This window comes from Pseudomonas sp. GW101-3H06 (assembly GCF_059424605.1).
The window spans coordinates 2,649,392-2,671,646 of the sequence record NZ_JBWKZO010000001.1 but is presented as its reverse complement, the minus strand read 5'-3'; the positions used below and the strand labels follow the sequence as shown (position 1 = coordinate 2,671,646).

The 22,255-nt window shown below is 61.6% G+C and carries 20 protein-coding genes; 16 read left to right on the top strand and 4 right to left on the bottom strand.

What is annotated here, in order from left to right; genetic code table 11:
• Window positions 1-166: 166 nt before the first annotated feature.
• Together AC07ZE_RS12285 and AC07ZE_RS12280 are read right to left on the bottom strand one after the other, a co-directional pair.
• The gene (locus tag AC07ZE_RS12285; protein ID WP_207264888.1) at window positions 167-1,063 is read right to left on the bottom strand and encodes a hypothetical protein; all 897 of its coding nucleotides are present in this window, start codon (window positions 1,061-1,063) and stop codon (window positions 167-169) included.
• Window positions 1,064-1,148: 85 nt separating this feature from the next.
• Window positions 1,149-2,072, bottom strand: coding sequence for a LysR family transcriptional regulator (locus AC07ZE_RS12280; RefSeq protein WP_095193647.1), 924 nt, complete (start codon window positions 2,070-2,072; stop codon window positions 1,149-1,151).
• 174 nt (window positions 2,073-2,246) lie between these two features.
• Between AC07ZE_RS12280 and gbd the strand changes: the two genes are divergently transcribed.
• The 16 genes from gbd (at window position 2,247) to AC07ZE_RS12200 (ending at window position 19,887) form a co-directional block, all read left to right on the top strand.
• On the top strand, window positions 2,247-3,386 hold the full coding sequence (gene gbd / locus AC07ZE_RS12275; RefSeq protein ID WP_207264886.1) for a 4-hydroxybutyrate dehydrogenase: 1,140 nt from the start codon (window positions 2,247-2,249) through the stop codon (window positions 3,384-3,386).
• A 107-nt stretch (window positions 3,387-3,493) separates the two neighbouring features.
• Window positions 3,494-4,273 carry an enoyl-CoA hydratase-related protein gene (locus tag AC07ZE_RS12270; protein WP_207264884.1) on the top strand — a complete coding sequence of 260 codons (780 nt, stop codon included), beginning with the start codon at window positions 3,494-3,496 and terminating at the stop codon, window positions 4,271-4,273.
• Between the two features lies 1 nt (window position 4,274).
• Window positions 4,275-5,483: a CaiB/BaiF CoA transferase family protein gene (locus AC07ZE_RS12265; protein ID WP_207264882.1), complete on the top strand. Its 1,209-nt coding sequence runs from the start codon at window positions 4,275-4,277 to the stop codon at window positions 5,481-5,483.
• 55 nt (window positions 5,484-5,538) lie between these two features.
• A complete protein-coding gene (locus AC07ZE_RS12260; protein ID WP_207264880.1) occupies window positions 5,539-6,585 on the top strand; it encodes a TRAP transporter substrate-binding protein in 1,047 nt (348 codons plus the stop codon).
• Between the two features lie 33 nt (window positions 6,586-6,618).
• Complete coding sequence (locus AC07ZE_RS12255) at window positions 6,619-8,496, top strand: TRAP transporter large permease (RefSeq protein ID WP_259331950.1); 1,878 nt, start codon at window positions 6,619-6,621, stop codon at window positions 8,494-8,496.
• 67 nt (window positions 8,497-8,563) lie between these two features.
• On the top strand, window positions 8,564-9,022 hold the full coding sequence (locus AC07ZE_RS12250; RefSeq protein WP_137805222.1) for a thioesterase family protein: 459 nt from the start codon (window positions 8,564-8,566) through the stop codon (window positions 9,020-9,022).
• A gap of 10 nt (window positions 9,023-9,032) precedes the next feature.
• Window positions 9,033-9,992: an amidohydrolase family protein gene (locus tag AC07ZE_RS12245; RefSeq protein WP_207264876.1), complete on the top strand. Its 960-nt coding sequence runs from the start codon at window positions 9,033-9,035 to the stop codon at window positions 9,990-9,992.
• Window positions 9,985-10,944: an amidohydrolase family protein gene (locus tag AC07ZE_RS12240; protein WP_207264874.1), complete on the top strand. Its 960-nt coding sequence runs from the start codon at window positions 9,985-9,987 to the stop codon at window positions 10,942-10,944. Before AC07ZE_RS12245 ends, AC07ZE_RS12240 begins: the two co-directional genes overlap by 8 nt.
• Before the next feature lie 20 nt (window positions 10,945-10,964).
• Complete coding sequence (locus AC07ZE_RS12235) at window positions 10,965-12,542, top strand: aldehyde dehydrogenase (NADP(+)) (protein WP_207264872.1); 1,578 nt, start codon at window positions 10,965-10,967, stop codon at window positions 12,540-12,542.
• 131 nt (window positions 12,543-12,673) lie between these two features.
• A complete protein-coding gene (locus tag AC07ZE_RS12230; RefSeq protein WP_207264871.1) occupies window positions 12,674-13,246 on the top strand; it encodes a PPC domain-containing DNA-binding protein in 573 nt (190 codons plus the stop codon).
• 72 nt (window positions 13,247-13,318) lie between these two features.
• On the top strand, window positions 13,319-14,626 hold the full coding sequence (locus tag AC07ZE_RS12225) for an OprD family porin (RefSeq protein ID WP_207264869.1): 1,308 nt from the start codon (window positions 13,319-13,321) through the stop codon (window positions 14,624-14,626).
• A gap of 186 nt (window positions 14,627-14,812) precedes the next feature.
• A complete protein-coding gene (locus tag AC07ZE_RS12220; RefSeq protein ID WP_207264867.1) occupies window positions 14,813-14,968 on the top strand; it encodes a hypothetical protein in 156 nt (51 codons plus the stop codon).
• A gap of 179 nt (window positions 14,969-15,147) precedes the next feature.
• Window positions 15,148-16,461: a C4-dicarboxylate transporter DctA gene (locus tag AC07ZE_RS12215; protein ID WP_095193634.1), complete on the top strand. Its 1,314-nt coding sequence runs from the start codon at window positions 15,148-15,150 to the stop codon at window positions 16,459-16,461.
• Between the two features lie 54 nt (window positions 16,462-16,515).
• Window positions 16,516-17,220, top strand: coding sequence for a FadR/GntR family transcriptional regulator (locus tag AC07ZE_RS12210; protein WP_137805228.1), 705 nt, complete (start codon window positions 16,516-16,518; stop codon window positions 17,218-17,220).
• 35 nt (window positions 17,221-17,255) lie between these two features.
• On the top strand, window positions 17,256-17,945 hold the full coding sequence (locus AC07ZE_RS12205) for a GntR family transcriptional regulator (RefSeq protein WP_207264865.1): 690 nt from the start codon (window positions 17,256-17,258) through the stop codon (window positions 17,943-17,945).
• A gap of 316 nt (window positions 17,946-18,261) precedes the next feature.
• Window positions 18,262-19,887 (top strand): HAMP domain-containing methyl-accepting chemotaxis protein, encoded by a 1,626-nt coding sequence (locus AC07ZE_RS12200; protein ID WP_207264863.1) that lies wholly within the window; start codon window positions 18,262-18,264, stop codon window positions 19,885-19,887.
• 65 nt (window positions 19,888-19,952) lie between these two features.
• On the opposite strand, the gene AC07ZE_RS12195 is transcribed toward AC07ZE_RS12200, so the two are convergent.
• The gene (locus tag AC07ZE_RS12195) at window positions 19,953-20,150 is read right to left on the bottom strand and encodes a YbdD/YjiX family protein (RefSeq protein ID WP_008051268.1); all 198 of its coding nucleotides are present in this window, start codon (window positions 20,148-20,150) and stop codon (window positions 19,953-19,955) included.
• Between the two features lie 15 nt (window positions 20,151-20,165).
• Window positions 20,166-22,223 (bottom strand): carbon starvation CstA family protein, encoded by a 2,058-nt coding sequence (locus tag AC07ZE_RS12190; RefSeq protein WP_207264861.1) that lies wholly within the window; start codon window positions 22,221-22,223, stop codon window positions 20,166-20,168.
• Window positions 22,224-22,255 lie beyond the last annotated feature (32 nt).

Here is a 22,255-nt window from a genome sequence, read left to right as displayed (position 1 = left end):
ACCTGACAAACGGCTATCCCGGTTTGAATTGAACAGGCGATTTCATGCCTCACCAGCCCCCTTGTGGGAGCGAGCCTGCTCGCGAATGCGATGTATCAGACAACATTGATGTCGACTGAAACGCCCTCTTCGCGAGCAGGCTCGCTCCCACAAGGATCCAACGGCTTCAGGGCCGGATATAGGGCTCGATAAATCCGCAACCGAGGATTTCGTTCAAGCGCCTGGCATCGCTCAAACGCCGAAACAGCCCTGGCGTCATCCACGGTGCACGGCCGTCGACATTGGGCGCCCCGGATCCGGTCCGCAGATCGTCGATCAGAATCGAGCGGGTTTCGAAGGAGACCCGCGTCAATCCGCTGCTGTTGCCGACGCCGACATGGGCATGCGCGCCCGAAAAGGCAATCAGGCTGCCCGGTGCGATATCGACGGCAATGCCTTGCTGCGGATCGATCGCCTCCAGCAGATGCGGGATGGCCTCGTCGGCATCCACCGCGTTGCGACCGTCGCGATGGGAGCGTTGCAAAATCGCCTGCATGTCGAAATCCGCGCTGGAATTGAGCAGCGGTCGCTGCCACAACGCCGGATACAAGGCGAAGGTGCGCCCCGTGGTGATTGGATAAATCGGTGCCCACCAATTGGTCTGGGCATACAGATTAGAGCCCCAGGTGTCGCGGTGAAAGGCGATGGTGGCCGTGGTGCGGGCGCGTGGCGCGACGTGCTGCGGTTCACGGTGTGGCTGAAAACGCAGGTGCAAGCGATCGCAAGCCAGGGCGTCCAGGTCAATCCCGATACTCTCGACGACAGCCTGCCAGCACCGCTGGATGTCGGCTGCGCTGGCGAAAGCGTTCTGGCATTGGGAAAAACGTACGGTCTGCTCGCTGTGGCTCAGGTGACGATGAATCGCTTGTGGCGACCACGGATGCAGCGCCTCCTCGAGCAACTCACGGGCGACCGCCACCAGCGCTGCCATGGCCGGCAAGTCAGTGACGCGAATGATCTCCCCGGCATAGATCCGGTCGTGAAATTGCCGAGCGCCGCCCGGTATGTCCAGCGCACTGTACATGGCCTGAAGTCCCCTGAAATGCGCCTCTGACTCTAGCGCCGCCCCTTCACTGCGCAAAGGCTCAGCTAAAGCAAAAAGCAGCGGATCAGGTTGGGTTCAACAACGCCTGGCGCAGCAGCCTGGCCGCCGGCGAATCCGGTACGCCTTTGCGCGAAACCAGCTCATACGGCTCGCTGCGCGAGGTAATGGCCAGCGGCAGCGTGGTGGTGAAGCCGTTGCCGGAACAGAAGTTCGCCACGTCGGTGGAGACCAGCGCCACCAGCGTCGGGTTCTCCTGCAACAACGACAGCGTGGCAAAGGCCGACGTGGTTTCCAGCAAGTGCACCGGAAAGCGCAGGTTGGCTTCGTGAAACTCCCGTTCCAGCAGCAGGCGCATGGGCATGTTGGCGCGGTAGACCACCCAGCGATAATCCACCAGATCCTTCAACGTCAGCCTCCTGGCATAGGCGAATGGATGCTGGGTGCTGGCGATCACCGCCAGGGTTTCCTCGACGAAGGTCGCGCTCTCATACAGATAGGGCGTGGTGCTGATGGTGGTGCGACAGATCGCCAGGTCCAGCCGTCCGGCGTCGAGCTGGCCCAGCAGCGCGGCGCTGGTGTCTTCGACGATCTCCACGGACATTTTCGGGTTGTCGGCGATCACCCGGCTGATCGCCGTGGTCAACAGCGGCACGGCGCCCATGATGGTGCCTACCGACACCCGCCCGCCCTCGCCGCTCATGATGCCGATGATCTCTTCGCGCAGGTGCGCAAGATCGGTCTGGATCAACCGCGCGTAACGAATCACCGAGCGCCCGGCATCGTTTGGCTCAAGCCCGCGGTTAGTACGGGTGAACAGCGACGTGCCGAAAGTGGTTTCGATTTCCTGCAGTGCCTTGCTGGCGCCGGGCTGGGTCAGGGCCACCTGCTTGGCCGCGCCCAGCAAGGAGCCGTGCTCATCAAGGGCTATCAACAAGCGCAATTGCTTGATGTGCAAGCGGGACATGATCGAGTTGAGTGAGGGCGTCATCAGGGTTAACTAAAAGTTATAGAGGTATCGAAAGTTGTCAGTATCGGGGTCACCACGACGGCCCTATAGTCCGCTCCACAGTCAGGCAATGCAATGGGTTTGACCATAGCGCCACCGCGCTGGCGCCGCGAACCGATTGCGACAATAACAATCCTGTATAACTTGTGGTGAATCATGTCCCTCATCAATTACGTCACCAAAATCCAGTTCGGCTATGACAGCCTGCAGCATCTGTCCGCCGAAGCCGAACGGGCCGGCATCACCCGTGCATTGATTGTCACCGACCTGGGCGTGCGCAATGCCGGCATCGTCGACAAGGTCATCGCCGCCCTCGGCGCCAACCGCCCTTACACAATCTTCGACGCGACCCCACCCAACCCGAACGAACACGCCGTGCGTGAAGCGGTCGCGCAATACCGCCTTGGCGAGTGCGACGGCATCATCGCGGTCGGCGGCGGTTCTTCCATCGACCTGGCCAAGGGTGTGGCGGTGTGCGCCACCCATGACGGCCCGCTGCAAAGCTTTGCAGTGATCGAGGGCGGACTGGAACGCATCACTTCGGCCACCGCGCCGTTGATCGCGATCCCGACCACCGCCGGTACCGGCAGCGAAGTCGGCCGAGGGGCCATTCTGATTCTCGACGACGGTCGCAAGGTGGGCGTCATCTCTCCTTATGTTGTCCCTCGCGTGGCCATCTGCGATCCCGAACTGACCCTCGGCCTTCCCCCGATGCTCACGGCCGCCACCGGCATGGATGCTATCGCCCATTGCATCGAGACCTTCATGGCCCCCGCCTTCAATCCGGCTGCCGATGGCATCGCCCTCGACGGCTTGTGGCGCGCCTGGGGTCACATCGAGCGCGCTACCGCCGAGCCCGGTGATCGCCAGGCGCGGTTGAACATGATGAGTGCGTCGATGCAGGGCGCACTGGCGTTCCAGAAAGGCCTGGGCTGCGTGCACAGCCTGTCCCATGCCTTGGGTGGCATCAATCCGAAGCTGCACCACGGCACCTTGAACGCGATATTCCTGCCGGCGGTGGTGCACTTCAACGCCGACTCCCCCACCGTGCGCGACGAGCAAAAACTCGAACGCCTGCGCCATGCCATGGGTCTGGCAGCCGACGCCAACATCGGCTCGGCCATCGAAGCCATGACCCGACGCCTGGGCCTGCCGACCCGCCTGCGCGAAATCGGCGTCGACGAAAGCCTGTTCGAGCACATCATCGAGGGCGCGCTGCACGATCACAGTCACAAGACCAACCCGCGCGAGGCATCCAGCGCGGATTACCTGACGATGCTCCGGCAATCGCTGTAAGCACCGCCGCACCCTGCTTTCCAACAATAAAAATTCAGGAGGCCAACCCATCGCCGCAATCACGCTTACGTTCTGGTGAAACGTGAAGCAGCGATGGCAGAACAACCATGAAGCCCACTGTCCTTTTCGAACGGCAGGACAACCTTGCCATCGTCACCCTCAGCAACCCGGGAAAAATGAATGCCCTCAACCTGTCCATGTGGCAGGACCTTGGGGACGTCATGAGCACACTGTCCGCCGACCCGAGCGTGCGCTGCGTGGTGTTGCGCGGCGAAGGCGAACAGGCCTTTGCCGCCGGTGCCGACGTCGGTGAGTTTCCAGGCGTACGCGCCAATCGTTCTCAAGCCCGCGTGTATGCCGAAGTCACGTCGGCGGCGATGCGCGCGGTTGCCCAATGCCAGCACCCGGTGATCGCGATGATCCACGGCGTGTGCGTCGGCGGCGGCCTGGAGATTGCGGCGCTGTGCGACTTGCGCATCTGCGGCACCTCCAGCCGCTTCGGGGCGCCGGTCGGCAAGCTCGGCCTGGTCATGTCCTATGACGAAATGGCCGGGCTGGTGGCGCTGGCCGGGCGTTCCACCACCCTGGAAATCCTTCTCGAAGGTCGCATCCTCGATGCCCAGGACGCCTACGTGAAAAACCTCGTGACCCGGGTCGTCGCCGATGCCGAAGTCGAAAGTGAAACCCTCGCCACTGCCCGGCGCATCGCCAACGGCGCGCCTCTGGTCGCCCGCTGGCACCGCCAGGCCGCACGCCAGCTCGAAGCCGGCCAGGCGCCCAGTGCGGCGCAGATCGATCACAGCTACTTCTGCTACGACACCGACGATTTTCAGATCGGTCTCAAGGCGTTCATCGCCAAAGCCAAACCACAATTCGAGGGTAAATGACATGGGACCGCTGACAGGAATGCGTGTGGTAGAACTGGCTCACATCATGTCCGGGCCGGTCTGCGGCATGATGCTGGCCGACATGGGTGCCGATGTCGTCAAGGTCGAGAAAGTGCCCGACGGCGATGACTCCCGGCGCTTCTCACCGATTATGGCCAGCGGCGAGTCCGCCTCGTTCATGGTGGTCAACCGCAACAAGCGCGGCATCGGCCTGAACCTCAAGACCGACGGCGGCCGCGACGTGCTGCGCCGCCTGCTGATGGACGCCGACGTGGTCACGGAAAACTACCGCGCCGGCACCATGGAGAAATTCGGCCTGGGCTACGACACGCTGAAAACCCTGAACCCGGGGCTGATCTACTGCGCAATCTCCGGCTACGGCCGCAGTGGCCCGTTCGGCGACAAGGGCGGTTTCGACCTGATCGCCCAAGGCATGAGCGGCATGATGAGCATGACCGGTGAAGCCGGGCGTGAGCCGGTCAAGGCCGGTTCGCCGGTGGCCGACATCAACTCCGGCATCCTCGCCGCGCTCGGTATCTGCGCCGCCTACGCCGCCAAACAAAAAACCGGGCTGGGGCAAATGGTCGACACCTCACTGTTCGAGGCCGGCCTGCAACAGATGTTCTGGCCGGCGGCGGCGTACTTCGCCGATGGCACCATCCTGCCGAAAATGGGCTCGGCCAACTCCACCAGCGCACCGTACCAAGTGTTCCGCACCGCCGACGGCTGGATCAACATCGGCGCCGCCAACCAGGCCAACTACGAACGCCTGGTCGAAGCCCTGGCCGTTCCGCAACTCAAGGCCGACCCGCGCTTCGCCAGCAACGCCCTGCGCATGCAGCACCGCCTGGCGCTGGTGGAAATCCTCAACGAAGTGCTGGTAGCCCGCACCACCGATGAGTGGATGGTGCTGTTCGACAGCCTCGGCCTGCCCGCCGGACCGGTACTGGACATCGCCGCCGCCCTCGCCCACCCGCAAACCCAGGCACGGGGCATGGTGGTGGAAACCCAGCACCCGACCGAAGGCCGCGTGCGCGGCATGGGCCTGCCGATTCACTTTTCCGACATGGACAACGCCCCACCACACACCAGCCGCCCGGCACCGCTGCTCGGCGAGCACACCCGCGAGGTGCTCAAGGAAAGCGGTTATGCCGAAGACGAAATCGATGACCTGATTCGCAGCAAGGCGGTGCTGGCACTGGCCTCCTGAACCGTCGAATCGCTCCCACAAAAAGAACAACAAGAACAACAAAAAGGTGAACAACATGAGCCGTATCTTGACCGAAGCCGTCAGCCGCCGATCTTTCCTGGTCGGTGCCGGCGTCACCGTTGGCGGTGCATTCGCCGCCAGCCTGCTGCCCACCAGCGGTGTGTTTGCCGCGACCAAACCCATTGTGCTGCGCTACAGCAGCAGCCTGCCCGACACCCATCCGCTGAACAAACAGATGAAGGCCGCGTCCGAGGCGATCAAGGCCGAAACCAACGGCGCCGTGGACCTGCAGGTGTATGCCAACGCCTCCATGGGCGGCGACACCGACATGCTGTCCCAGGTCCGCGCCGGTGCGGTGGATTTCATTCCCCTGCCCGGTGCGATTCTCTCCACCCTGGTGCCGGCGATGTCCATCGAGAGCATGCCGTTCGCCTTCAAGGACTATGAAACTGTCTGGGCCGCGCTGGACGGCAAACTGGGCGACTACGTGCGCGCCCAGACCACCAAGGTCGGGCTCATCCCGATGGAGAAAGTCTGGAACAACGGCTTTCGCCAGATCACCAGTTCGACCCGCCCGATCAACACGCCCGCAGACCTCGCCGGCTTCAAGTTACGTGTGCTGGTCAGTCCATTGTGGACCTCCATGTTCAGCGCCCTCGGCGCCGCCCCCACCGGCATCAGCATCAACGAAACCTATTCGGCGTTGCAGACCAAAGTCGTCGACGGCCAGGAAAACCCGTTGGTGGTGGTCGAGTCGGCACGTTTCTATGAAGTGCAGAAATATTGCTCGCTGACCGACCACATCTGGGGGGGGTTCTGGATCCTCGGCTCGGGCAAGACCTTCCCGAAACTGCCCAAGGACGTGCAGGAAATTGTCTCCCGGCAGATCAACGCCGCCGCTCTGGTTCAACGTCAGCAAGTGATCGACCTCAACGCCAGCCTGGAGCCGTCGCTGACCGCCCAGGGCATCACCTTCAACAAGGTCGACCGCTCACTGTTCCGCGCCGACTTGCAGAAGAAAGGTTTCTACACCCAGTGGAAACAGAAATACGGCGATGAAGCCTGGAACCTGCTTGAACAATACGCGGGTCAATTGTCCTGAGTCGGAGACACAGTCATGAAAAACGAGATACCTATGACGGACGTTTCTCCTGCTGAACGACTCAGCCCACGCCACACCGCACTGCGCCTTGGCCGCTCCCTCGACACCGCCCTGCGCTGGGCGACCGAGGGCAGCGCCGCGCTGCTGGTGATCCTCGAAGTCACCTTGCTGTTCTGCAACGTGTTCTCCCGCTACGTGCTCAACCAGCCGATTGTCTGGGGCGACGAAATGGCCTCACTGCTGTTCCTGTGGCTGGCGATGCTCGGTTCGGTGGTGGCGATGCGACGCGGCGAGCACATGCGCCTGACCTCGTTCATCACCCGCCTGCCGGCGGAAAAACGCGCCTTCGTCGACACCTTTGGCGCGGTGATCGTCATCACCTTTATCGTCATGCTGTTCTCGCCGGCCTGGGAGTTCGTCAGTGATGAATGGATCATCACCACCGCCGCCCTGGAAATTCCCAACGCGTTTCGCGTGTCGGCCATCGCCGTCGGCCTGAGCCTGATGCTGTTGACCTGCGTCGCACGGCTGCTGACCAGCGCGCGGCTGATCGACTTCACCGTGTCGGTGGCGATGCTCGGCTCGCTGGCGGCACTGCTGTGGGCCGGTGAAGGCACCCTGCTGCTGATGGGCAACTGGAACCTGATCGTGTTCTTCATGATCGGCGTAATGGGCATGATCGTCATCGGCGTACCGATCATGGTTGCATTCGGCCTGGCCACCGTGGCGTATCTGTCGACCATGACCAGCACACCGCTGACCCTGGTGGTCGGCCGCATGGACGAAGGCATGGCCAGCCTGATCCTGTTGGCGATTCCGTTGTTCGTGTTCCTCGGCGCACTCATCGAAGCCATGGGCATGGCGCGGGCGATGATCCGCTTCCTGTGTTCGTTGATCGGCCATGTGCGCGGCGGGCTGTCTTATGTGCTGATCGGTGCCATCTACCTGATCTCGGGGATTTCCGGTTCGAAAGCGGCCGACATGGCAGCCATCGCCCCGGCGCTGTTCCCGGAAATGAAGAAACGCGGCGAAGATGAAAACGAACTGGTGGCGATGCTCAATGCCTCCGGTGCGATGTCGGAAACCATTCCGCCGAGCCTGGTGCTGATCACCATTGGCTCGGTCACCGGTGTGTCGATTTCCGCGCTGTTCACCGGCGGTTTCATGCCGGCGGTGGTGGGGGCGATTGCCATGGCGGTGGTGATCTGGTGGAAAAACCGCAAAGGCGAGGCTTCTACCGGCAAACGCGCCTCGGGCAAGGAAATCGGCCATTCGCTCCTGCTGGCGGTACCCGCCCTGGCCCTGCCCTTCGTGATCCGCACGGCGGTGGTCGAGGGTGTCGCCACCGCCACCGAAGTCGCTGCCATCGGTGTTGCCTACACCTTCATTGTCGGCTTGCTGTGCTACCGCTGCTTCGAGTGGAAACGCCTGTACCCGATCCTGGTCAGCACCGCGTCGTTGTCCGGCGCGATCCTGATCATCATCGGCAGCGCCACCGCCATGGCCTGGGCCCTGACCCAGTCGGGCTTCTCCCACCAACTGGCGCAGGTGATGTCGACCGTACCCGGTGGCGCCTGGGGCTTCCTGATTATCTCCGCCGTGGCCTTCATTCTGCTCGGCAGTTTCCTGGAGGGCATTCCGGCCATCGTGTTGTTCGGGCCACTTCTTTTCCCGATTGCCAAGACCATGGGCATCAACGATGTGCACTACGCCATGGTCGCGATCTTCGCCATGGGCCTGGGTCTGTTCGCGCCGCCATTCGGGGTGGGTTTCTATGCCGCCTGCGCCATTGCCAAGGTCGATCCGAGCGGTGCCATGCGCCGGGTCTGGCCGTACCTCGGTGCGCTGGTCGTAGCCCTGGCGGTGTTGATCGCCGTGCCTTGGATCTCCATCGGTTTCCTGCCGTCCTGAATCACCTTTTGACACCCCTGCCGACGGTCGCCGCCGTGACCGTCGACACTCAAACACGAGGTTGCTTATGAATTTCTCCACCCTGGAAACCGGCTCAACCACCGAACGCCGGCTGATCGTCGACCCGCCGCGCACCATCTCGTTTCTTGGCGAGGACTTGCGCATCTACGCCACCCCGCGCCTGGTGGATGACATCGAGCAGGCTTGCCTGGACTACCTGCTGACCTTCCTCGACGACGGCGAAAATACCGTGGGCGCGGCGGTGGATATCCGCCACGTGGGCGCCACGCTGCTGGGCATGTCGGTGAGCATCGTGGCCACGGTCACCCGCATCGAAGGCCGCAGCGTCACCTTCAATGTCGAAGTGCGCGATGACGTGGAACTGGTGGCGACGGCGGCGCACACACGGGTGGTGGTCAACGTTGCCAAACTGCGCAGCCGCGTACAGGCCAAGGCGGCCGCAGCCGAAGCCGGCGAAGTCGATGATGGCGCGCTCAGTCCCGCACGCCTCACTGCGTCGCGTTGAGTGCCTCGACATGATCACCCTGCATGAACGCAACGGCTTGCCCAACCTCGCAGCCAAGGATGCACTGCCGATCGTCGATGCCCACCATCACCTGTGGGACCTCGGCAAGGGCCGCTATCCTTGGTTGCAAGACGAGTATCACGAGGATTTTTTCCTCGGTGACTACCATTCCCTGCGCCGTGACTTCCTGCCCGGGCACTTCCTCGCGCTGACCGAAAATCAACGCTTGATCGGCACGGTGCATGTCGAGGCCGAGCGCGCCCGGGATGAGCAGGTCGCCGAAACCCGTTGGCTCGAACAGGTAAACGCCCGCTACGGTTTCCCCAACGCGATCGTCGCCCACGCCTGGTTCGATCGCCAAGACAGTGCCGAGATCCTCGCGGCCCAGGCTGCCCGGCCGCTGGTCAAAGGTATCCGTTCTAAGCCGGTGACGTCGGCCTCGCCGGACGTCTCGATAGCCGGGGCGCCTGGTACCCTGCAGGACCCGAAATGGCTCGAAGGCTTTGCCCTGCTCGAGCGCTACGACTTGTCGTGGGACCTGCGCGTGCCGCCGTGGCACCTGGTGGAAGCGGCGCAAGTGGCAGCGATGTTTCCGCGGATCCGCATCGCTCTTAACCATACCGGCTTCGCCTGGGACCGCAGCCCCGAGGGCATGGCGCGCTGGCGCAGGGGCCTGGAAGCCCTGGCCTTGCAACCCAACGTGCACATCAAGCTTTCGGAATTCGGCCTCAAGGATTCGCCGTGGCGCTACGAGGACAATCGCATCGTGGTGCTCACCGCGCTGGAGATCTTCGGCACCGAGCGCTGCATGTTCGCCAGCAACTTCCCGGTGGCGGGGTTGCGCGCCTCCTACGACACCCTCGCCGATGGCGTCGCCGCGATGCTTGCGCCCATGGGCCGCGAGGTTCAGGAGGCGGTGTTCGCCGGCAATGCCCAACGTTTCTACCGTCTGGAGACACGCCATGAATGACCCATCGGCCATCGACTGGCGCGCGCGTTTCCTGGCCAGCGGCGATGACGCCGACTTGCCCATCGTCGATGCCCATCAGCACTACTTCGATATCGACGCCCATTACTACCCGTGGCTGAACGACCGGCCGTTGCGGCCGTTTCGCTACGGCGATTACTCGTCGATCTGCCGCAACTTCCTGCCCCGGGACTATCGCCGCCTGACCGGCACGCACCGGATTGTCCAGACCGTACTGATCGAGGGTGAGTGGGACCCGGCAACGCCGCTGGAAGAAGTGCGTTTTGTCGAGTCGCTGGCCGAAGATGAACCGACCCTTGCCGCCATGGTGGCCCAGGCCTGGCTCGACCGCGAAGACGCCCCCGACCTGTTGCGTGAGTACGCCCGACACCCGTTGGTGCGCGGCATACGCCACAAACCGACGGTCATCCGCCGTGAAGACTGGCGTGCAGATTTCGCCGCGCCCGGTTCGATGCGTGATCCACGCTGGCGGGACGGCTACGCCCTGTTGGCGGAGCACGGCCTGCACTTCGAGCTGCAAGCGCCCTGGTGGCATCTGCCGGAAGCGGCCGAGTTGGCCAGGGACTTTCCCGACGTGACCATCGTGGTCAACCACACGGCGCTGCCGTCCGACCGTTCCCGTGAAGGTTTGGCGGCTTGGCGTGAAAACCTGGCGTTGCTGGCCCGGGAACCGAACGTCGCGCTGAAGATTTCCGGCATTTGCCTCCCCGGCGAGCCATGGCCGGTGGACGCGAACCGCGGGGTGGTCAACGACGCGATTTCGATCTTCGGTGTCAGCCGTTGCGCATTCGCCACCAATTACCCGGTCGATGGCGTGGTGAACGGCATGAGCGAGATTCTCGACGGCTTCAAGACCATCGTTCGCGACCGCCCCGTCACCGACCGGCTGGCGCTGTTCCATGACAACGCCCGACGCCTTTACCGACTTGTTTGAATAGCCCTTCAGGAGTTCCCATGTTTGAAGTTTCAGGCCACAACTACATTGCCGGCACCCGGTCGGCCAGCGGTACCGTCACCCTGCAAAGCTTTGATGCCGGCACGGGCGATGCGCTGCCCTATCGCTTCCATTCGGCGACTGTGGAAGAGGTGAATGCCGCCGCCGAAGCGGCCGCCAGTGCCTACCCGATCTTCCGTCATCTGTCGGCCAAACGCCGCGCCGAATTCCTCGATGCAGTCGCCGCTGAACTGGATGCACTGGATGACAGCTTCATCGCCCTGGTGTGCCGCGAAACGGCCCTGCCCGCCGGACGCATTCAAGGTGAGCGGGCACGCACCAGCGGCCAGATGCGCCTGTTCGCCAGCACCCTGCGTCGTGGTGATTTTTACGGGGCGCGCATCGATCGGGCACTACCAGAGCGTCAACCATTGCCGCGCCCGGACCTGCGTCAGTACCGCACCGGCCTGGGTCCGGTAGCCGTGTTCGGCGCCAGCAACTTCCCGCTGGCCTTCTCCACCGCCGGCGGCGATACCGCTGCCGCGTTCGCCGCCGGTTGCCCAGTGGTGTTCAAGGCCCACAGCGGCCACATGGCCACCGCCGATTACGTCGCCGGCGCGATCCAGCGCGCCGCAGAAAAAACCAATATGCCCAAGGGCGTGTTCAATATGCTCTACGGCAGCGTCGGCGAGGCGCTGGTCAAGCACCCTGCGATCCAGGCCGTGGGTTTCACCGGTTCGTTGCGCGGTGGCCGTGCACTGTGCGACATGGCAGCGGCCCGTGCGCAGCCGATCCCGGTGTTCGCCGAAATGAGCAGCATCAACCCGGTGCTGCTGATGCCTGAAGCACTCAAGGCACGCGGTGACAAGATCGCCAGCGAACTGGCTGCTTCCGTGGTACTGGGCGCGGGCCAGTTCTGCACCAATCCGGGCTTGGTGCTGGGCATCCGTTCGCCGGAGTTCTCGGCGTTCCTCGAACGTTTTACCGCCGTCATGGCCGAGCAACCGGCGCAGACCATGCTCAACAGCGGCGCGCTGAAAAGCTACTGCCACGGCCTGGAAAACCTCGATGCTCACCCGGGCATGACGCGCCTGGCCGGTACAGAGCAACAGGGCAATCAGGCACGGCCACAATTGTTCAAGGCCGATGTCAGCCTGCTGATCGAGGGTGACGAACTGCTGCAGGAAGAAGTCTTCGGCCCGACCACCATCGTCGTCGAAGTGGCGGACCGTAACGAGTTGATCCAGGCCCTGCACGGTTTGCGCGGCCAGTTGACCGCGACCTTGATGGTCGAAAACACGGAGCTCGACAACCTGGGCGAGGTCCTGGCCCTGTTGGAACAAAAAGTCGGGCGCGTGCTGTTCAACGGCTACCCCACCGGAGTGGAAGTCTGCGACGCCATGGTCCACGGCGGTCCTTACCCGGCCACCTCCGACGCGCGCGGCACCTCGGTGGGAACCCTGGCGATCGATCGTTTCATGCGCCCGGTGTGCTACCAGAATTGCCCCGACAGCCTGCTGCCGGACGCACTGAAAAACGCCAACCCGCTGGGCATCGCCCGGTTGCTGGACGGCGTCATGAGTCGCGAAGCCCTGTAAGCCCGCGAATCAACGCAACGCCCCTCGCCCACTGTGAGTTCCATGACAGCAGCGCCTGGTCCGCCAGGCGCCGGGCATCGTTGTGCCTGAAAACGCTTGATCCCTACAAAAACAACAACAGAGGAAGTCCCATGCAAATGCAACGTCAACCGAAACAACCCCTGTCGAAACTGCTGCTGGCGATCAGCACCGCCATGCTGATCGGCTCAATCCTGCCCCCATCGGCCATGGCCGAAACATCGACCACCGCGACGACCACGCCCATGCAATGCGCAACCGAAACCACCCCGCGCTACACCAAGACCACCACCGGTTATCTGATGGTCCTGCGCATGGGCGACAACGCCTTCAAGGAACTGACCAAACTGGCCAGCGCCGAAAAAATCCCCAGCGCCTCGATCAGCGGCATCGGTTTTGGCAACGTGAAATTCGGGTTCTGGAACAAGGATAAAAAGGACTTCGACGCCAAGACCTTCAGCAACGTCGAAATGGCCAGCATCACCGGCTCCGTGGCGTGGAAGAACGATCAGCCTTCGATTCACATGCATGGCGTCGCCGGCGACAGCACCTTCCAGGCCTACGGCGGCCACATTCTCGACTTCGAAGTGACCACCGGCTCGATGGAGATTACCGTCATCGTGCACCCGCGTCGCCTGGAACGCGGGATCGATCCATGCATCGGCGCCAATGTGCTGGGTATCTGACCCCCGCGTCTGCCTCTCCCACCGCAACGGTGGGAGTTCCCCACTTCCAACGATAAAAAACGGGCGACCTACATGAGCAGTAAACACATAGCGGCAACCCTGGCGCTGGGCGGCATCGTGCTCGGCAACCAGGCACAGGCGGATTTTCTGAGTGACAGCAAAGCCACCCTGGGCCTGAAGAACTTCTACTTCAACAACGACAACCGCGACGGCACCGCCGCCCCTTCGAAAACCGAAGAATGGGCGCAGGGTTTCCTGCTGGACGTCAAATCGGGTTACACCGACGGCCAGGTCGGTTTCGGCGTCGACGCGCTGGGACTGATGGGGGTGACCCTGGACAGTGGCAAGGGGCGCCACGTCGGCAGCAGCATGATTCCCTCGGACAGCGATAACAGCGCCGTCGACGAGTGGAGTCGCCTGGGCCTGACCGGCAAGGTCAAGGTCTCGAAAACCGAACTGCGCGTGGGCACGTTGATGCCGAAGCTGCCGATCCTGGTGTCGAACGATGGTCGGCTGTTGCCGCAGACCTTTGAAGGCGGCCAGCTGATGTCGAGCGAGTTCAAGGACCTGACCTTGATCGGCGGACGAATCGAACACGCGACGGGCCGGGGTTCCAGCGATCAAACCGGCCTGGCGGCCACAGGCGGAACGCGGGAGAGTAACCACTTCGACTTCGCCGGTGGCGACTGGAAAGTGACCAAGGACCTGACCGCACAGTATTACTACGCACACCTGGACGACTACTACACGCAGCAGTTTTTCGGCCTGATCCACACCCTGGCGATCGCCGACAATCAATCGCTGAAAACCGACCTGCGCTACTTCAATACCGATTCATCGGGTGAAAACAGCAGCGGGACGTCCGGCTACCGGATCAGCGGTTACACCCAGGGCAATGACGGCGAAATCGACAACCGTACCTGGAGCGCCGCGCTGATTTACACCCTGGGCGCCCACGCCTTCACCGCCGGTTATCAAAGCGTGTCCAGCGGCAGCGGCTTCACCCAGCTCAACCAGGGTGGCTTGCCGGACAAGGGTGCCGGCGGCGCCAGCCTGTACCTGTACACCGACCGTTTGATCCAGACCTTCACCCGCGCGGGCGAACGCACCGCGTTCGGCCAATACGCCTACGACTTCGCAGCACTCGGCCTGCCAGGTCTGAAGGCCTCGGTCATTTACCTCAGCGGCGACAACATCAAGACTGCCAACGGTTCGACTCAGAAGGAATGGGAGCGAGACATCAGCCTCGATTACACCTTGCAGTCCGGTCCGCTCAAGGGGGTCGGGTTCGGCTGGCGCAATGGTGAGTCCCACAGCCAGGCGTCCCGGGATCAGGACCAGAATCGTTTGATCGTCAGCTACAGCATTCCACTGCTCTGACTCGACCCGACAAGCAATCCCTTGTGGGAGCGAGCCGACTGCAGGCGGCTCGCTCCCACAGAAGCTAACAGTTGAGCCATTAATCGCCTATTTCGGCATTGTCATGAAAGCGTACGATAATCAACTCGATTCATTGCTGGAGGGATGCCGGCTTCCTGAAGACTGTTTGCAGCGTGAGAAAACGCCATGTCCCTGAATGCGCTGTTCATCTACTGGCCACTGCTGGCAATCGCCATCGCCACCACCCTGTGCCGCCTGATTCACCAGGCCAAGGCCGCTGATCGGGCACTGGGCTTACAACGCCCCGAACGAGAGCGCTCAGGTTTCCCCCAGACCAGTTAATGGTGTCGGCACCACTGGTCAGACCGGTCATGCCAATTTTCCCTTTTCCCCTTGTATTCGCCAAAAAACCTGGCCTAAACTGCGCCTGCACTGGACATACCGGTAAGACCACAATAATTAAGTCCTGAATCTGATGCGCCACGCGCACGGCAGCCAGGACACCGACCAGGATTCCTCCCATGCTCAGATGGTGCTCGCGTTCAATCTTCCTTCAAGTGGTTCTCGGACTGGTGCTCGGCATCATCTGCGGGCTGACCCTTCCCGAATACTCTGCACAACTCAAACCCCTCGGCGACGGTTTCATCAAACTGATCAAGATGCTCATCGGCCTGATCGTGTTCTGCGTGGTGGTCAGCGGCATCAGCGGCGCCGGCGACTTGAAGAAAGTCGGACGCATCGGCCTCAAATCGGTGATCTACTTCGAAATATTGACCACCATCGCACTGGTGATAGGCCTGGTGTTTGCTTTCACCACCGGCATTGGCAGCGGCGCCAATATTCATCTGGATCAGCTGTCCGCCGCCGATATGGGCGACATCGCCCAACGCGGCCAGCACATGCACACCACCACGCAGTTCCTGATGGACCTGATCCCGACCTCGGTCATCGGTGCTTTCGCCGACAACAACATCCTGCAAGTGCTGCTGTTCTCGGTGCTGTTCGGCAGTGCCTTGAATCTGGTGGGCGAAGCGGCCTCGGGGATTTCCAGGCTGATCAACGAACTCAGCCACGTGATCTTCCGAATCATGGGCATGATCGTGCGTCTGGCGCCGATTGGTGTGTTCGGGGCGATTGCGTTCACCACCAGCAAATATGGCCTGGACTCGCTGCAGCATCTGGGCAGCCTGGTCGGCCTGTTTTACCTGACCTGCGTAGCGTTCGTGGCCTTGATTCTCGGTCTGGTGATGCGTCTGTCAGGCTTGAAGATGTGGCCCTTGCTCAAATACCTGCGCGAAGAGTTGCTGATCGTGATGGGCACCGCCTCCTCCGACGCCGTACTGCCGCAAATCATGCGCAAGCTCGAACATCTGGGCATCGGCAGCTCCACGGTGGGCCTGGTCATTCCAACCGGCTACTCGTTCAATCTGGACGGCTTTTCGATCTACCTGACCCTGGCCATCGTCTTCATTGCCAATGCCACCGGCACACCACTGGCGATGACCGACCTGCTGACCATTCTGCTGGTGTCATTGATCACCTCCAAAGGTGCCCACGGGATTCCCGGTTCCGCACTGGTGATTCTGGCGGCAACGCTGACTGCGATTCCGGCCATTCCGGTGGTCGGTCTGGTGCTGGTGCTGGCGGTGGACTGGTTCATGGGCATCGGCCGGGCGCTGACCAATCTGATCGGCAACTGCGTCGCCACGGTGGCCATCGCCCGCTGGGAAAAAGACATCGATATCCAACGGGCAAACAAAGTGCTTTCCGGTCAGGTGGGGTATACCTTCCAGCCGAGAAAACCGGTTGTTCCCGGACATCAGCAGGAATTTTAAACAAACTGTGCCCGCCCCACGGGCGGGCACATTGATCGCGACCTGGAGCGAAATGTGATTACCTCGTCAACCGTCGTCAATTCAGTGGTAGAAAAACTTCGGGCCGCTCTGGCCCGTGGTCAATGGCGCTCCGGCGACATGTTGCCGGGCCAGCGTGAACTGGCCGAGCAACTGGGCATCAGCCGCCCGAGCCTGCGTGAAGCGGTGATCGTGCTGGAAACCCTCGGGCTGGTGCGTTCGATGCCGGGCAAGGGCGTGGTGGTACTGGATGCCCACCCGGACGACAGTCAAAGCCATGACAGCGCGGTAGCCGGCGCGAGCCTCGAAGATGTGCTGCAACTGCGCTACACCCTTGAGCCCTTTATCGTCGGCCTGGTGGCGCAGTCGATCAGCAGCAAGGAAGTCGGGCAACTGCGCCTGACCTTGATGGACATGCGCGAAGCCCTGGAAGCCGGCGACAGCGAAGCCGGGGTCAACGCTTACATCGCGTTCCACGAAGAGCTGTTCACGCTGACCTCCAATCCGATTTTCCAGAGCGTGGTGCAGCAGACCAGCAATGCCCTCAAGCAAAGCGCCGACGTGCTGCGCAACTCGCCCGAACACCTGGCCGAGCGCCTCGAAGAAAACGAAGCCGTGGTACGCGCCATCCGCAGCAAGAACAGCGCTCAGGCCAGTGCCGAGATGCGTCGGCATATCCTTCGTGAAGGTCAGCGGATGGGCATCGAATTGAACATTCCGGAAGACAACCTCAGCCGTTGAACCCCGAACCTGAAAATTGAAGCTGGAGACAGGCCATGAACAGCGTAGCCTCACTGCAAACTCTTGTTGACCTGCCCTTCCCCATGTCTGCGGATGATCTCTATTCACGGGTCTTCGACGCCCTTCTTGAGCAGCGCCTCCTGCCCGGCAGTCGCTTTACCGAGGACAGCCTGGGACAGATGTTCGGCGTTCGACGCAGTGAGATTCGCAGCGTGCTGACGCGCCTGGCCCATCAGCACATCATCATCCTTCGCACCCATCACCGGCCGCGAGTCGCCGCGCCCGACGCCGAACAAACCCGGCAAACGCTGCACGCCCGACGGCTGGCCGAGATCACGCTGGTGCGGCTGGCCTGTCAGCGCCATGACCCCCTGGATGTAGACCGCTTGCGCGCAATCGTCGAGCGTGAACGCCACTGCACCGAGCGCGGCCAGGCACTTCGACTCTCCGGAGAGTTTCATCTGGCGTTGGCAGATCTGGCGGGGAATGCACCCTTGGCGCATTTTCTTGAAGGCCTGGTACCGCAGACATCGCTGGCGATTGCCCAGTTGGAAGCGCAGGTCGAGGGTTATTGCGATTGGCAGGTGCACGAAGCCGTTTTGGATGCGGTTGAACGTCGAGATGCGATGATGGCTGCAACCCTGCTCAGTCGACACCTGGATCATCTCGAGGGGATGTTGCTGAACGCACCGGCAGCGCTGCGCCAAAAGCGCATTGCCGGTTAGTCGACTTCACCGCAAATTCGGATCGCCACAAAAAAACAAATGTGGGAGCGGGCTTGCTCGCTCCCACAATGTATTGAGCGGTATCGCGGTCGTAGATACGGCTCGATAACCCCGCGACCCAGCCTCTCGTTCAGGCGTCAGAAGACGCCGTCAGCTCATTCTGTCAGACGTCGCTAATTCGTAATTTCTCGCCGGTCAGGCCGCGACTTTTTTCGTCCGCACAGTACATGATGTCAATGTGCCTTCCGCGCATGAAAACAACAGCCCCTCCCCCTTCGATTACTAACTGAATTAGTTGACCCAGGAAGACCGGACTATGGAAAGCTGGAAAATCAGGACTCATCTTCTGCTGCTGACCAGTGCTTTACTGCTGGGATTACTTTGTGTCGGCGGCCTTGGACTCAAGGGCATGCAATCGGCCGTCCGCAGCCTGGAAACCGTCTACCTCGATCGAGTCGTCCCGCTGCGGGACCTGAAAAAAATCGCCGACCTGTATGCAGTGAACATCGTCGATGCCACTCACAAAGCACGCAATGGCAACTTCACCAAAACGGAATCGCTGAGCCGGATCGAGCAGGCCCAAAAAGAAATCGATCAGACGTGGCAGACCTACAAATCGACGCAACTGATTCCGGCAGAAACTCGGCTTATTGGGCAAATCGACCCACTGATGGACGCCACCCGCGGGCCACTGCAAACATTGCAGGGCATGCTGCGCCAGAACGACGATGCAGCGCTCGCACGATTCGCCACCGATCAGCTGTATCCATTGATTGACCCCTTGTCAGATAAGTTTTCCGAATTGATTGAAGTTCAACTGGTGGAAGCCAGGAACCAGTTCGAACTCAACCAGGTCGGCTACACCGCCAATCTTCAACTCTGCCTGTTGATTCTGGCGTTGGCACTGATAGCGGGTGCAGGCTATTCGCTGTTCTTCTCCAGGATGTTGAGTCGCCAGCTCGGTGCTGAACCGGCAGAACTGGCTTCGATCAGTTCGAACATTGCTCAAGGAAACCTGGCTCACACACACAGTGATCGACAACGACCGTCGACGGGCGTGTTGCACTCCGTCCAGGCGATGCGCCAAAGCCTGAGCGATATGATCGGCAAGATCAGCCAGGCCTCCGAACAAATCGAAGGGGCCACGCTGCAATTGTCTGCGTCATCGGAACAAGGACTGAGCAGCGCCGCACTGCAAAGCGAGACCGCCTCTTCCATGGCAGCCACGGTAGAAGAGCTGTCGGTGAGTATCAATCACATCGCCGACAACGCTCGACAGGCCCAAGGCACTGCACAGAAAGCCGGCGAAATCACCGGTGAAGGCATGGCAGTCATGCACGCCTCCATCGAGGAAATGGGGCAGATTGCCGATCTGGTTGCGCAAAGCTCATCGGACATCGATCAGTTGGCGATTCAGTCAAACGATATCAGCCTGATTGTCGAAGTGATTCGAGGGATCGCTGAACAAACCAACCTCCTTGCCCTGAATGCCGCCATCGAAGCGGCACGCGCCGGTGAACAGGGCCGAGGCTTTGCCGTGGTCGCCGATGAAGTCCGCAGTCTGGCCGCACGCACCGCTCAATCCACTACGGAAATCGTCACCCTGGTCAATGCCATACAAAACGGGATGGTCAAAGCGAAGAACAGCATGTCCGCCGGTTGCGAGCGAGTGACCCATGGCCAGAAACTGGTCGAACGCGCCGGACAATCCATGAGCAAGATCAAGGGCGCACTGGACGAATCCATTGCGGCCGTCAGTTTCATTTCGCTGTCGCTGCACGAACAACGCGAAGCCAGTGATCAAGTCGCCAGTAACGTCGAACGCGTGGCACAAAGCGTAGAAGAGAACGCTGCCGCCCAAGGCGGGATCGTGCGAACAACTCAGGAACTCAAGGCCATGTCCGATGGGCTGGGGGGTATTCTGCAGCGGTTCAACCTGTAACCGGCTTGCGCGGCGCAATACAGAGATTAAAAAACCCGGCTTATTCAGCCGGGTTTTTTATTGACTCAACAACACTTTGGCCCCGCCTTGCTGCCGTAACGGGCTTCCTGGCGCTCGCGGAAGAACGCCTCGTAGTCCATCACCGGCTTGTCCGGGTGCTTGCTTTGCATGTGCTCGACATAGTTGTCGTAGTCGGGCATCCCCACCATCAGGCGCGCGGCCTGACCGAGGTATTTACCGAGGCGACTCAAGTCATTGAACATGCTGCAAACCCTCGATCAAGCTTCTGGCAGCGCCTGGTATGGCGCTTCTTTATCCGTGCGCTCCTTGGTGCCCCAGGCGGCGATGCCAACCTTGAGTGCAAAGAACAGGATGCTGAACACCACGAACAGGAACAGTGCGGTCAGTGTGGCGTTGGTGTAGGCGTTGAAGATCACATGCTGCATTTGATCGATGTTCTTCGCCGGCGCCAGCACCTGACCGTTGGCCAGGGCATCGCTGTATTTCTTGGCCAACGACAGGAAGCCAATCGCCGGGTTGGCGTCGAACAACTTGATGAAGCCCGCAGTGCTGGTGCAGATCAGCAGCCATACCGCTGGCAACAAGGTCACCCACACGTAACGCTGGCGCTTCATTTTGATCAGCACCACGGTGCCGAGCATCAGCGCGATACCGGCCAGCATCTGGTTGGAGATGCCGAACAGCGGCCACAGGGTGTTGATGCCACCCAGCGGATCGATCACGCCCTGGTACAACAGGTAACCCCACATGGCCACGCAACCGGCAGTGGCGATCAGGTTGGCGGTCCAGGATTCGGTGCGTTTGAGTGCCGGCACGAAGGAGCCGAGCAAGTCCTGCAGCATGAACCGCCCGGCACGGGTACCGGCGTCGACCGCGGTGAGGATGAACAGTGCTTCGAACAGGATCGCGAAGTGGTACCAGAACGCCATGGTGTTTTCACCCGGCAGGACGTGGTGCAGGATTTGCGCGATACCCACCGCCAGGGTCGGTGCACCGCCGGCGCGGGCCAGGATGGTGGTTTCACCGATGTCCTTGGCCACGGCTTGCAGCGCCTCAGGGGTAATCGCAAAGCCCCAGCTGCTGACAGTCTGAGCTACCGAAACAGCATCGGAACCCACAATGGCCGCAGGGCTGTTCATGGCGAAGTACACGCCCGGATCGATCACCGAGGCCGCAACCATGGCCATGATTGCCACGAAAGACTCCATCAGCATGCCGCCGTAACCGATGTAACGGGCATGACCTTCACTGGCCAGCAATTTCGGCGTGGTGCCGGAAGCAATCAGCGAGTGGAAACCCGATACCGCGCCACAGGCAATGGTGATGAACAGGAACGGGAACATGCCGCCCTTCCACACCGGGCCGGTGCCGTCGACGAACTGGGTCAGTGCCGGCATTCTCAGCTCGGGCATGGTCACCAGAATGCCGATCGCCAGGGCGACGATGGTGCCGATTTTCAGGAATGTCGACAGATAGTCACGGGGGGCCAGGATCAGCCACACCGGAAGAACGGCAGCCACGAAACCGTAGCCGATCAGCATCCAGGTGATCTGCACACCGGTGAAGGTGAACGCCTTGGCCCACACCGGATCAGCGGCAATCTGCCCGCCCAGCCAGATCGAGCCCAGCAGCAGGAACACGCCGATGATGGAGATTTCACCAATGCGGCCCGGGCGGATGTAGCGCATGTAGATGCCCATGAACATCGCGATCGGGATGGTCGCCATGACCGTGAACATGCCCCACGGGCTTTCGGCCAGGGCCTTGACCACGATCAGCGCCAGCACCGCGAGGATGATGATCATGATCAGGAAGCAGCCGAACAGCGCGATGGTCCCGGGGATGCGGCCCATTTCTTCACGGACCATGTCGCCCAGGGAACGACCGTTGCGGCGGGTGGACATGAACAGGACCATGAAGTCCTGCACGGCACCGGCCAGCACCACCCCGGCGATCAGCCACAGCGTACCGGGCAGGTAGCCCATCTGCGCCGCCAGGACCGGACCGACCAATGGCCCCGCGCCGGCGATGGCCGCGAAGTGGTGACCGAAGAGTACGTGTTTGTTGGTCGGAACATAGTCCAGACCATCGTTGTTGAGCACAGCGGGGGTCGCTCGATTGGGGTCGAGCTGCATCACTTTATTGGCGATGAACAGGCTGTAGTAGCGGTAGGCAACCAGGTAGATGGCGACGGCTGCGACGACGATCCAGAGGGCGTTGATCGCTTCGCCGCGGCGCAGGGCCACGACACTCAGCGCAATCGCTCCCAGGACGGCCACGGCAAACCAGGCGAGGTGTTTAGCCAGACGGGGCATAGAGGGTCTCCTGCCGACAGCTTGTGACTGCG